Below are 12,349 nucleotides of genomic sequence, written 5' to 3'. Positions count from 1 at the left end.
CTTCGATAACGATATCGGCGCGAGCCGGTCACCACTCCTCGTCGCGACCCCAGCCGCCGAAGGCGCCGTTGCGGCGTGAGCTGAGGTAGGAGCCGATGACCGCGGCGCCCAGGTCGTCGGACTCGGGCGTGACGACGGTGCCGCCGGCTCGCTTCGCGATGGCGTCGACGAAACGTGCGAGGCCCGGGTCGTCGCCGAGCCGGAAGATCGTGGTGCGCGCGCCGAGCCGCGTCGAGGTGTCGAGCTCGCGCACCGCGAGCGCGATCGTCAGCGGGTTCGGCGGGTAGTCGAAGAAGACCTCACCGCTGGACTCCAGGTGGGAGGTCGGCTCACCGTCGGTGACGATGAGGAGCACGGGCTGGGCGTTGGGGTGCTTGCGGAAGTGCCGGTTGGCGAGCAGGAGCGCGTGGTGCAGGTTCGTGCCCTTCTCCCACTTCTCCTCGAGCCCGACGAGCTCCTCGACCTGCAGGACCTTGGCCGCACGCCCGAAGCCGATCAGCTGCAGGTCATCGCCGCGGAACCGGCTGGTGACCAGGGTGTGGAGCGCCAGCGCGGTGCGCTTCATCGGCACCCAGCGGCCGTCCATCGCCATCGAGAACGAGGTGTCGACGAGCAACGCGACGCACGCCTGCGTCCGCGCCTCGGTCTCCTGGATCTCGACGTCGTCGATCTGGAGGGTGACGCGGCCGTCGTCGGCCGGTCGACGGGTGAGCGCGTTGGTGATCGTCCGCGTCACGTCCCACGGCTCGGTGTCGCCGAACGCCCACGCGCGGGTCGACCCGGACGGCTCGCCCGCGGCACCGGAGCGACGAACCTCGTGCCCGCCGGTGCGGCCGGACATCGTGTCCGCGACGGCGCGCAGCACGGACTTGCCGAGCTGCCGCATCGCCTTCGGCGTCAGCGCGAGCTGCCCGTCGGAGCCTCGTCGGATCGTGCCGTTGTCCCGCAGCGCCTGCTCCAGCCGCTGCAGGGTGCGGGCGTCCACCGCCGCGTCGGACCCGAGCTGGCGGGCCAGCTTGTCGAGGTCGATGTCGTCCAGCTGGGAGCCCTGGTAGGACTGCGCGAGCTGGTCGGCCAGCGCGTCGAGGTCGGCGAGGTCCTGGAAGACGCCGGTCCCGTCGCCGAGCCCGAGCCCGTTCTCCCCGTCCATCCGCTCCGAGCTCCCCCAGTCCTCGCCGGGCCGCAGGGCTCGCAGCGACTGGTCCATCTCGCTCAGGGCGTCCAGGAGCTCCGACGAGCCGAACGCCTGCTGGGCGAGCGCGTCCAGCTCGTCGCGCTGCTCCTGCGTCATGGAGTTGCGCATGCGCTGCGCGGCGGCCGCCCGCTGGGCCAGGGCGTCGAGGAGCTCGTCGAGGTTCTGCGGCTGCTCGGGGAAGTACTCGCCGTGCTTGGCCATGAAATCGTCGAACTGCTCCTGGGTATCGGCGCCCTGCTTGCGCGCATTGAGCAGCCCGTTGAGGTCGGCCAGCATCTCGTTCAGCGCGGCCCGGTCCTCGTCGCTCGCGTTCTCCAGCGCCTGCTTCATGCCGGCGAACCGCTGGTCGAGGATCTCCCGGCCCAGCAGGTCCTTGATCTTCTCGAACTCCTGCCGCGCCTCGGCACTGCGCCAGTCGTACCCGTTGAGCTCGTCGACCGCGGCCGCCGGAGAGGACGGGAGGTTGTCGAGCTGCATCTGCGCCAGGGCACGGTCGCCCTCGTCCATGTCGACGTCGCGCGCCAGCTGCTTGCGCTCGGCCAGGACCGCCCTGTCGAGGAGCTCCTTGACCTCCTGCAGGGTGCCGTCGAGGTTGTTCTTCTGGGTCAGCTCCCTGCGCCTCTCGGCGACGCGCCGCGCCAGCTCGTCCAGCCCTGCCTGGTCCCGCCCCCCGCGCCGCAGGAACTCGCGCATCGCCCGCTCGGGCGAGTAGCCGGCCATCACGTCCTCGCCGATCGCGTCCAGCGCCTCGGTGAGGTCGACCGGCGGCGCGAGCGGGTCGGGTCCGTCGACGTACGGGGTGTACCGGGATCGCCTCGAGAGGCGGCGGTTGGCCCTAGCCATAGATCGTCTCGCCGCCCCCAGACTCCTTGCTGATCCGACGAGACAGATACAGCCCCTCGAGCGCGAGCTCGATAGCGGCGGCCCGCTCGCCGTCGTTCGTCGCTCCGAGCCGCGCGCAGATCTCGTCGTAGAGCTCCGACTCCCCGATCGCGGGCAGACCCGTCAGCACGTCGCGCGCGGTGACCTGCTCCCCCGTCGTGATGATCGCGCCGCCCGCGATGGCCTCCACAAGGACGCCGAAGTCGATGCCTCGCAGGTGCGCGCGAACGGTCTCCGCCGTCGCCGTCCGCAGCAGGTGGTCGAGGATCTCGTCCTCGCGCCCCTCCTCGCCGGACTCGAACTCGATCTTGCCCGCGAGCACGTCGACCGCGGTCTCGAGGTCGACCGGCCGCGCGACCGCCTGCTCCTCGCCCTGCCGCGCCGCCCGGTGCAACGCCGAGGCAGCAACGGTCTCCGCGCCCGCGATCGCGAACCGCGCGCTCACGCCGCTGCGCTGGTCGACCGCGCTCGACTCCCGCAGTGCCCGCGTGAACCGGGCCAGGATCTCGATGATGTGGTCGGGCACCTCGGCCTGGAGGGTCGACTCCTGCCGGATGACCGCGATCTCGTCGTCCAGCTCGGCCGGGTAGTGCGTCCGGATCTCCGCCCCGAACCGGTCCTTGAGCGGCGTGATGATCCGCCCACGGTTCGTGTAGTCCTCGGGGTTCGCGGTGGCCACGACGAGCACGTCGAGCGGCAGCCGCAGCACGTAGCCGCGGATCTGGATGTCCCGCTCCTCCATCACGTTGAGCATCGCGACCTGGATGCGCTCGGCGAGGTCGGGCAGCTCGTTGATGGCGACGATCCCCCGATGCCCCCGCGGCACGAGCCCGAAGTGGATCGTCTCCGGGTCCCCGAGAGCCCGCCCCTCGGCGACCTTCATCGGGTCCACGTCGCCGATGAGGTCCGCGACGCTCGTGTCCGGCGTCGCGAGCTTCTCGACGTACCGCTCGTCCCGGTGCCGCCACACGATCGGAAGGTCGTCGCCTTCTTGGGCCGCTCGCCTCTGGCTGGCGGCCGTGATCGGCTCGTACGGGTGCTCCCCGAGCTCCGAACCCTCGATCACCGGCGACCACTCGTCGAGCAGCCCGACCAGGGTGCGCAGGATCCGCGTCTTGCCCTGCCCGCGCTCGCCCAGCAGCACGATGTCGTGCCCGGCGATCAGCGCCCGCTCGAGCTGCGGGACGACCGTCTCGTCGAACCCGTGGATGCCGGGCCAGGGGTCTCGCCCGTCTTTCAGGGCCGCGAGGAGGTTGGTGCGGATCTCGACCCGCACCGACGTGTGGACGTGGCCGGAGGCGCGGAGCTCGCCGACCGTTGCTGCAGCTGGGCGTGTCATCGAGTCGAGCGTACGTCCGGGTTCGCCGGACGCACCCGGCGTTCTCCGGCGGCGAACAGTTGCCGACCCTCGGTCGCCGGGGCATGGTCGGGTCAGAGCAGGTCCGGACCATGGCGGGAGCGAGATGGCGAAGAAGAAGCAGGCCGTCGCCCTGGCGGTCGCGTGGCCCCTGGCCAAGAAGGCGGCAACCCAGCTCAGCGTGTTCGTCGCGAACAACCCCGACATCCAGAAGCGTCTCGAGGGCTGGGGTGCGAAGATCGCCGACGTCCGACGCGCGCGCACGCCGGAGGCCAAGATCACGCGGGCCATGACCGCGGTCCGCGAGCAGGCCGACGTCGTCCTGGCTGCGGGGACGAGCACCGCCGAGTCCGCCGAGTCCGCCGAGTCCGCCCAGGCCGTGGGCTGGAAGCAGCGCGCCGACCAGGTCGACCAGGCGCTCCAGATCCTGCAGCACCAGCCTCGTGCGGTGCGGAAGTCGCAGCTCCCCCGCATCGCGGCGAGGGCGGACGCGCTCGTAGCCGAGGTGCTGACGTCGCTCGTCGACGATGGCGCGGCCGAGGAGCCGGCGGGCCAGGTCGAAGGCGCGCAGCTGTAGCTGGTCGTCTCTCGCCAGACGTGCGCTGTCGGCGACGACTGGCTCCTCGTGGACAGGGAAGGACCGTCTCGCCTCTGGCGCGGGCGGGTGAAAACACTTACTGTCCTGTTAGTAAGTCAACCAGGACGAGGCAGCGGAGCCTCTCGCCTGATGCATGGAACCGGACTCACAAGGTCGTGATCGTCCCTCGCGCGCAGGTTGACCCCTGCCCGCGTTCCCCTCCCCGTCGCTGGCGCGACGCTGCATCCGCCTGCCTTCTGCGAGCTCCCAAGGAGCATCACCATGACCCGATCTGCTGGACCCGCCACTCTCATAGCGGCCAAGCCGCTGACACGACGTCTCCTCATCGTCTTCTTGACCGCGGTGGCGATGCTCCTGTCGTACGCGACCGTCTCGCCGCTCGTCTCGACCGCGCACGCCGCGGGCCCACTGATCTCGCAGGGGAAGCCCGTGACGGCGTCCTCGGTCGAGAACGGAGGAACCGCCGCGGCGAACGCGGTCGACGGCAACACCGGCACCCGCTGGTCGAGCGCCGCCTCCGATCCGCAGTGGATCCAGATCGACCTGGGCGCGACGGTCGCCATCGACCAGGTGGTCCTCAACTGGGAGGCCGCGTACGCACGCGCCTACCAGATCCAGGTCTCCACCTCGGCGACCGGACCGTGGACCAACGTCTACTCGACGACGACGGGTGACGGCGGCGTCGACACGCTCACCGTGGCCGGCTCGGGCCGCTACGTCCGCATGAACGGCACGCAGCGCGCGACGGGATACGGCTACTCGCTGTGGGAGTTCCAGGTCTTCGGCGCCGGCGACCCGCCGCCCACCACCTGCAACACCTCCGTGAACGCGGCGCTGAACAAGCCCTCGTCCGCGTCGTCGACGGAGAACGGCGGCACCCCCGCCGCCAGCGCCTTCGACGCCAGCACCACCACCCGCTGGTCCAGTGCCGCCTCCGACCCGCAGTGGGTCCAGGTCGACCTCGGCAGCACGCAGAGCATCTGCCGCGTGGTGCTCAGCTGGGAGGCGGCGTACGGCCGCTCCTACCAGGTCCAGTCGAGCGACTCGCCCACGGGACCGTGGACGAACCTCTTCACGACGACGACCGGTGACGGCGGCATCGACACCCTGACCGTCAACGGCAGCGGGCGCTACGTCCGCATGACCGGCACCGTCCGCGCCACGGGCTACGGCTACTCGCTGTGGGACTTCACGGTCAACATCGGCGGCACCCAGCCTCCCACCACCTGCGCCGCCCAGCCGACGGTCCCCGACTTCGGCCCGAACGTCCGCATCTTCGAGGACAGCACTCCGGACGCCACGATCCAGACGTCGCTGAACGAGGTGTTCGAGGCCCAGAAGGACACGCAGACCGACCAGTTCCACGACCGGCGTGACGCGCTCCTGTTCAAGCCCGGCTCCTACAACGTGTACGCGAACATCGGCTTCAACACGTCGATCCAGGGGCTCGCGCAGAACCCCGACGGCGTGACCATCAACGGTGCGGTCACGGTCGACGCGTTCAACGCGAGCGACGCCGGCAACGCGACGCAGAACTTCTGGCGCAGCGCCGAGAACATGACGATCAACACGAACGGTGGGCGCAACCGCTGGGGCGTGTCCCAGGCCGCACCCTTCCGCCGGATGAACGTCAACGGTGGTCTCGACCTGTTCCCGGCGTCGTACGGCTGGTCCTCGGGTGGCTACATCTCCGACACCCGCGTCACAGGCTCCGTCGAGTCGGCGTCGCAGCAGCAGTGGTACAGCAAGGACAGCACGTTCGGCAGCTGGAGCGGTTCCAACTGGAACATGGTCTTCTCCGGGGTGAACGGCGCACCGGCGACGAACTTCTCCACCGCGCCGAGCGGCGTGCACCACACGAACGTCGGCGCCACGCCGGCCTCGCGTGACGTCCCGTACATCTACTTCGCCAACAACGAGTACCGCCTGTTCCTGCCGAGCCTGCGCACGAACGCGACCGGTCCCAGCTGGGCCGTCGGCGCGCCGACCCCCGGCACGTCCGTCAGCTTCAGCCAGGTGTTCGTGGCACGCCCGTCGGACAGCGCCGCAACGATCAACCAGCGCATCGCCGGTGGCTGCCACGTCGTGTTCACGCCGGGCATCTACAACCTCGACGCTCCGATCGTCGTGAACCGGCCCGACACGGTCCTCCTGGGCATGGGCTACGCCACGCTGGTCCCCCAGGGCGGTGTCACGGCCATCTCGGTCGGCGATGTCGACGGCGTCCGCGTCAAGGGCCTGTTCATCGACGCCGGCACCACCAACAGCACCTCGCTGTTCACGATCGGCACCACGGCGGGAATCGGCACGAGCCGGGCCGCCAACCCCGTCACCGTGCAGGACGTCTTCTTCCGCATCGGCGGACGCGTGGCCGGCAAGGCGACCAACTCCCTGGTCGTCAACAGCAGCAACACGATCGTCGACCACACGTGGATGTGGCGTGCCGACCATGGCAACGGCGGCACCGTCGGCTGGACGATCAACACGGCCGACACGGGTCTCGTCGTGAACGGCAACAACGTGCTCGCGACCGGCCTATTCGTCGAGCACTACCAGAAGAACGAGGTCATCTGGAACGGACAGGGCGGGCGGATCATCTTCTTCCAGAACGAGAAGCCGTACGACCCGCCGAACCAGGCCGCGTGGATGAACGGCTCGACCCAGGGCTACCCCTCGATCAAGGTCGCGAACACCGTGACCTCGTTCCTGGGCCAGGGCCTCGGCAGCTACGTGTTCTTCCAGGCGGACCCGTCGGTCAACCTGTTCAACACCTTCGAGGCGCCCGTGAACGCGAACGTGCGCTTCCAGAACATGGCCATCGTGTCCCTCGGAGGCGTCGGCAGCATGTCCCACGTCATCAACGGGACCGGCCCGGGGGTGAACAGCGGCACGAACAACGCCTACATGCTCAGCTACCCGTGACGAGGGGCAACACCCTCGTCGCGAGACACAGCAGGTGAAGAGCGCCGGCCGGCCCGTCTGACGGGCCGGCCGGCGTGTCTTCTCGTCACCACGCGTGGTCAGGCGACGCTAGGCGAGGCTGGGGTAGAGCGCCTCCAGCGGCGCGGACAGGGCCCCGCGGACCTGCCGGGACGTCTCGTCGGCCAGGACCTCGTGGGCTCCCGACTCCAGGCCGTCGTAGATGGCCGCGACGACGTCGGCAGGGTCGCCCTTGGGCGCGGTGACGTTCACGGTCATCGGCGTGTCCGTGTACCCGAGGTGGGCGCCGACCACCTGCGTGCCTTGTCCCTGCAGCTCGAGGCGCAGGCTGTTGGTGAGCGACCAGAAGGCGGCCTTCGACGCCGAGTAGGTCCCACCGACGGCCAGCCAGCTGAGCGCCGAGTGCACGTCGACGATGGCGCCGCCCCCGTTCGCGGCGAGCGCCGGGGCGAGAGCCTGGACGAGCGCGACCTGCCCGAAGACGTTCGTCTCGAACAGCGCCCGCAGGTCCTGCAGGCTCGAGGTCAGGACGGCGCCGGGACCCGTGATCCCCGCATTGTTGATCAGCACGGTGGTGTCGCCGGCGGCGGCAGCGGCGGCCGCGATCGAGTCCGCGTCGGTGATGTCGAGGGTCAGCGGGACGACTCGGGGATCGGTCCAGGTCTGCGGGCTGCGGGCACTGGCGTAGACCTTCGCGGCCCCCCGGGCGAGCGCCTGGTCGACGAACTCGCGGCCGAGGCCGCCGTTCGCGCCGGTGACGAGGACGACGGCGTTGTGCAGGGTGGTCATGGGGTGTTCCCTTCGAGAACCGGGTGGTGCGTGGTGACAGCGCCGGCGACCGCGGACGGGTGCCGGACGAGTAGGGCGGCGGCGTAGCCGATCGCCAGGACGACGGGGACGCCGACCACGAGTGCGGACTCCAGGTCGGCACGCCGGGTCAGCTCGCCGAGGCCCAGAGCGGTGCCGGCCTGCAGCACGTAGCCGACGACGTAGGCCGCGGACAGGACCATGGCGCGGTGGTCGGGCGCCGCGCTCTGGTTGACCGCGCCGAGGCCGCCGGAGAACAGCAGGGCGTAGCCGGCGCCGCCGACCACGGACGACAGCACGAACAGCGCCATCGACTGCTGCGACCCGGCGGCGATCAACGCACCGAGGCCCACGGTCGCCAGGATCGGTCCTGCGAGGAGCGCCGTCCGTGCCGGAAGGCGGCGCGCGGCGATGGCCACGGCCCCGATGGCGATCGCTGACAGTGCGATCAGCGCGCCGTCGACGAGCGTGTTGCCCGAGTGCAGCAGGTCGCGGGCGATCTGGGCGCCGAGCGCCAGGTAGATCGCGCCCATGGAGTAGGCGGCCGCGATGCCGAGCGCGCCGGCCGTGAACCGCGTGCGGGCAGCGGCGGGGATCATCGGCCGCCGGGGCCTCCACGGTGGCTGGTCAAGGTTGCGCTGGTGGCGTGGCAGGAACCAGGACAGCGCGAACGCTGCCGCCGTGGCCACGGCAAGCACCCAGAAGGTGAGGTGGAGGGCATCGGGTGCGTACTGGACGAGCGCGCCGCCGACCAGGGTGGCGACGACGAGCCCGCCGGCGGTCGCCGCCGTGGTCGCGGAGCCTGCGCGCTCCGGGCGCCGGGCGTTCTCGACCATCGCGGCGGTGGCCGGGCTGAACGCGAAGCCGACGCCGATGCCCATCAGGGCGCGCCCGACGAATGCCCCGCTGACGTCCTGGGCGAGCCCGAACGCGACCGAACCGGCCACGAGTGCCGCCAGGCCGACCAGGATCGTGGCGCGGCGCCCGATCGAGTCGGACAGGTTCCCGAAGATCACGAGCGTCGGGACGAGGGCCAACGGATAGACGGCGAACAGGGCCGAGGTCGTCGCCGTCGACAGTCCCCACGCGTCGGCGTACTGCGGGTAGACCATCGTCGGTGCGGCGCTGGCCCACAGGGCGATGCCGGCGACGGTGGCCGCTGCGGCGAACGACCCGCGGCGGGCGAGCTGGGGCACGGCGGCCACCTCCCGAAGCTGTGTAGGAGACGCCAAGTTAGCACGCTCACTTGGACTTTCCAACTCAGGACGGTAGGCTGACGTCGTGATTGCACCTCCGACGTCTCGATGCTCGATCGCCAACAGCCTCGACGTGCTCGGACAGAAGTGGTCGCTGCTGATCGTCCGTGAGGCGATGTGGGGCCGCACCCGCTTCTCGCAGTTCCGCGAGCAGCTCGGAGTCGCACCCGACGTGCTGACCGACCGGCTCGCGCGCCTGGTCGAGGCCGGCGTCCTGACGCGCAGCACCTACCGCGACGACGGTGCGCGCGAACGGGAGGAGTACCTGCTCACCCCCGCCGGTCACGCGCTGCGCCCCGTCCTGGCAGCGTTCGTCCAGTGGGGCGACGAGTACCGGCCGACGGAGTTCGGCCCCGCGGCGACGTACGTGGACGACGCGACGGGCGAGCCGGTCCGGCTCGCCTTCGTGACCGCGTCGGATCGGGTCGTCCCGGCCGATGACGTCGCAACCCTGCCGGGCCCAGGCGCCGCACCGGACGGCGCTCGCTCGTCCTTGCGATAGCTCGGTCGGGAAGTCCCCCGGGGACGCGCCGGCCATCCAGGTTTCGTCCGTCGCCGACGGATTCGATCCTGCCGGCGGACGTTCGGGCGTCAGTCGACGGCAGGGTGCGGCGAGAGCGGCGAGCGATCGCCGACGAGCCACAGGTGCCCGAACGGGTCGATGAAGCCCCCCTGTCGATGCACGCCCCAGGGGGTGTCGTAGTCCTGCATCTCCCTGCCGTTGCCGTCCGCCCCCGCGGCGACGGCCCGCTCGACGACGGCGTCCGGGTCGTCGACGAACAGCTCGACTCGCACGGTCCTGGTGCCCGCGGCATGCGGGGTCTGCCAGCCGTTCGACGCCGGCTCGCCCAGGAAGAACGCAGCGCCAGCGAGGCTGAGCCCGACCACGCCCCCGAGGTTCCACAGCTCCGTCGCGCCCAGCGCCTCGGCATACCAGCGGGCGGCGGCGCCCGCGTCAGGGACGGCCAGCATCACCGAGACGACCGGGACGTCGGGCATGTCCCCCACCGTGGCACCCGCTCGAAGGCGGGGCAAGGCTTGACCGTTCCTCGGCCGGCACTCACGCGAAGCGCCTGCCGCGTAGCCGGGCCGCATCAGCGCTCGCGCGGCCCGAGCAGCACGACGGCGGTGACCGCCGCGAGGGCAAGGACCGCAGCGCCGAGCAGCTGCGTCGTGGTCAACGGGGGGCGCAGTTAGCGCAGACGGCCCGGCCCTGTGGACGAGCCGCCGCTGGTGAGCCCGCGAAGCAAGTACTGGGTGACCGTCGAGGGCTCGACAGGCTTTGGCGCACGCGACTCGCGACAATCGACCCGTGACCTCAACACTTCCGCCCTGGCCGGCCCGACCACCCGCGCACGGCGGCGTGCTGCTGCGCGAGTTCAGGGACGGGGACGCGCACCTGGCCGTCGAACTTGGTCAGGACCCCTACATCCCGTTGATCGGCAGCGTGCCCTCGCACCCCGATGCTCGCGAGGCCCTGGACTGGATCACCCGACAGCGCGGTCGGCTCGCCGAGGGCAAGGGACTGTCCTTCGCTATTGCCGACGCTCAGACGGATGTCGCACTCGGTGCCATCGGGCTGTGGTTGCAGGACCTCGCCTCCGGCCGGGCGACGATGGGCTATGCGGTCTCGCCTGCGCACCGCGGCATCGGCGTCGCCAAGAACGCCCTCATCGCGCTCACGGAGTTCGCGTGGACGATTTCCGATCTGCACCGGATCGAGCTCTACATCGAGCCGTGGAACCTGGCCTCTGGCCACGTCGCCGAATCGGCCGGTTTCCTGAAGGAAGGCCTGCTCCGGTCGCACCAGCTGATCGGGGACAGCCGCCGAGACATGCTGCTGTACGCGGCCACAAGGTGACGCAGCTGCGTCGGGCACGGGTCTGCGGTCCTCCCAGCCTTCAGTCGCGGAGCACGGGAGTGTCGCTGCCGTAACCAAAGACATGGGCACTGAGCACGTCCACCTCGCGTCGGTCTCACGACCGGCTGATTCGTCCCTCCGGTTGAGGCAGATGCCCCATGACGTTGTGCGACGCCGGCGGGAATCTAGTGCCCCGAACCGGCGATGGAGGCACTGATGACTCTCTACATGGACGTACACGAGACCCTCCCGGAGGGCACCACGGCCGCGGACGTGGCCGGCGCGCACGCGCAAGACCTGCTGGTCCAGGCGAAGTACGCCGTGACCTACCGCAGCTACTGGGTTGACGAAGCCAACGGCAGGGCCTGGTGCCTCGTCGAGGCGCCGGATGCCGAGTCTGCGGCGGCTGTTCACCGGGAGGCCCACGGGTTGGTCGCTGACCGGCTGTTCCCCGTGGTGGAGGGGCAGTGATGTCCGCCAGCACGCCGCGGGCCGTCGCCGAGGACGCGGAGGCGGCCCCGTGGCTCCCGGCGGGCGACGGCGAGTGGATCAGCGGCTACGGCGTGATGGGTCTGTCCTTCGCCTCGGGTGACTACCTGGTGCTGCGCTGCATGACGGCCGCCAGCTTCGGCGCGGGCTATCGCGCGTTGTGGCACCGGAGTCCCGAGGGCGACTGGACCGTGTACTCGACAGCCGATCCCGAGCACAGCTGCGAGCGCTACATCGGCGCGGCATGCAGCCATCCGTCGGTGCGCGCCGACATCGCCGTGGAGTGGCTCGACGACGTGACGTTCCACGTGCGCGTCGGCGACACCCTGGAGTGGACGGTGGCCCTCGGACGCAGCGTCGTCACCCGGATGATGACGACGATGGGCCGCGCGATGCCGTTGGCGATGTGGACCAGCTCGGCCGTTCTCGCGCTCCTGGGCCCGATGGCAGGCCTGATGCTCGGCGTCGGCAGGGTGCGCCTCGCCGGCGAGATGCCGAACCGGCAGCGCTTCACGGCGGCACCGGTGCGCATCTGGGCGATCCGGGATAGCCGGGCAACGTTCGCCGGTCAAGACCTCGGCACTCCGCTCCCCCTGCGCGCGCAGGCGCGCATCGGCGGCTTCTGGCTGCCTCAGCACGGCATCTTCATGTACGGCTTCGGTCAGTTCGACGCCTTCGACCCTGCACGACACGTCTCGGCGGCCGAACGCCAGCGCGAACTGCTCGACTCGGCCGCGTGAGCGCTCGGCCAGGGTGGACGATGAGAGCGTGTCTGGTCCCGAGGGCGCGGGCGCGACCCGCCTGACCGAGCTGCTCGCCGCACTGTCGATCGCGATCGACCTGGGGCTGGGACAGCCGGCTGAGCACGTGCTTCGGTCGGCGGTCATCGCTACCAGGCTCGCCGACCGGCTCGGGCTGACTCGCACACAACGGGACACGACGTTCCACACCACGCTCGTCATGT

Annotated in this window: 11 protein-coding genes; 6 read left to right on the top strand and 5 right to left on the bottom strand. The window is 70.7% G+C overall.

What is annotated here, in order from left to right; all coding sequences use genetic code 11:
- Window positions 1-28 precede the first annotated feature (28 nt).
- Entirely contained in the window at window positions 29-2,038 is a 2,010-nt protein-coding gene (locus AC1DZC_RS12225; protein WP_477043451.1) for a vWA domain-containing protein, read from the bottom strand.
- Window positions 2,031-3,416 carry a MoxR family ATPase gene (locus AC1DZC_RS12220; RefSeq protein ID WP_477043450.1) on the bottom strand — a complete coding sequence of 462 codons (1,386 nt, stop codon included), beginning with the start codon at window positions 3,414-3,416 and terminating at the stop codon, window positions 2,031-2,033. Before AC1DZC_RS12220 ends, AC1DZC_RS12225 begins: the two co-directional genes overlap by 8 nt.
- A 124-nt stretch (window positions 3,417-3,540) precedes the next feature.
- Here AC1DZC_RS12220 and AC1DZC_RS12215 point away from each other — a divergent pair, with 124 nt between their 5' ends.
- Both AC1DZC_RS12215 and AC1DZC_RS12210 read left to right on the top strand, forming a co-directional pair.
- Window positions 3,541-4,011, top strand: coding sequence for a hypothetical protein (locus tag AC1DZC_RS12215; RefSeq protein WP_477043449.1), 471 nt, complete (start codon window positions 3,541-3,543; stop codon window positions 4,009-4,011).
- A 282-nt stretch (window positions 4,012-4,293) separates the two neighbouring features.
- Window positions 4,294-6,954, top strand: a complete 2,661-nt coding sequence (locus AC1DZC_RS12210; protein ID WP_477043448.1) for a galactose-binding domain-containing protein — start codon at window positions 4,294-4,296, stop codon at window positions 6,952-6,954.
- Between the two features lie 108 nt (window positions 6,955-7,062).
- Here AC1DZC_RS12210 and AC1DZC_RS12205 read toward each other — a convergent pair whose 3' ends face one another.
- Together AC1DZC_RS12205 and AC1DZC_RS12200 are read right to left on the bottom strand one after the other, a co-directional pair.
- Window positions 7,063-7,761 carry an SDR family oxidoreductase gene (locus AC1DZC_RS12205; protein WP_477043447.1) on the bottom strand — a complete coding sequence of 233 codons (699 nt, stop codon included), beginning with the start codon at window positions 7,759-7,761 and terminating at the stop codon, window positions 7,063-7,065.
- Window positions 7,758-8,975 (bottom strand): MFS transporter, encoded by a 1,218-nt coding sequence (locus AC1DZC_RS12200; protein ID WP_477043446.1) that lies wholly within the window; start codon window positions 8,973-8,975, stop codon window positions 7,758-7,760. The genes AC1DZC_RS12205 and AC1DZC_RS12200 overlap by 4 nt, the downstream gene beginning before the upstream one ends.
- An 85-nt stretch (window positions 8,976-9,060) precedes the next feature.
- On the opposite strand from AC1DZC_RS12200, the gene AC1DZC_RS12195 reads away from it, so the two are divergent.
- Window positions 9,061-9,537, top strand: coding sequence for a winged helix-turn-helix transcriptional regulator (locus tag AC1DZC_RS12195; protein ID WP_477043445.1), 477 nt, complete (start codon window positions 9,061-9,063; stop codon window positions 9,535-9,537).
- Between the two features lie 89 nt (window positions 9,538-9,626).
- Here AC1DZC_RS12195 and AC1DZC_RS12190 read toward each other — a convergent pair whose 3' ends face one another.
- Window positions 9,627-10,034, bottom strand: a complete 408-nt coding sequence (locus AC1DZC_RS12190; protein WP_477043444.1) for a VOC family protein — start codon at window positions 10,032-10,034, stop codon at window positions 9,627-9,629.
- A gap of 313 nt (window positions 10,035-10,347) precedes the next feature.
- On the opposite strand from AC1DZC_RS12190, the gene AC1DZC_RS12185 reads away from it, so the two are divergent.
- The 3 genes from AC1DZC_RS12185 to AC1DZC_RS12175 all read left to right on the top strand — a co-directional run bounded on the left by AC1DZC_RS12185 (window position 10,348) and on the right by AC1DZC_RS12175 (window position 12,125).
- Window positions 10,348-10,896, top strand: coding sequence for a GNAT family N-acetyltransferase (locus tag AC1DZC_RS12185; RefSeq protein ID WP_477043443.1), 549 nt, complete (start codon window positions 10,348-10,350; stop codon window positions 10,894-10,896).
- 216 nt (window positions 10,897-11,112) lie between these two features.
- On the top strand, window positions 11,113-11,367 hold the full coding sequence (locus tag AC1DZC_RS12180; RefSeq protein ID WP_477043442.1) for a DUF4242 domain-containing protein: 255 nt from the start codon (window positions 11,113-11,115) through the stop codon (window positions 11,365-11,367).
- Window positions 11,367-12,125 (top strand): hypothetical protein, encoded by a 759-nt coding sequence (locus AC1DZC_RS12175; RefSeq protein WP_477043441.1) that lies wholly within the window; start codon window positions 11,367-11,369, stop codon window positions 12,123-12,125. The genes AC1DZC_RS12180 and AC1DZC_RS12175 overlap by 1 nt, the downstream gene beginning before the upstream one ends.
- The last annotated feature ends 224 nt before the right edge of the window (window positions 12,126-12,349 follow it).

The sequence above is a fragment of the Cellulomonas sp. P2_B4 genome, assembly GCF_056404795.1.
This window is presented reverse-complemented; position numbering and strand designations above follow the sequence as displayed.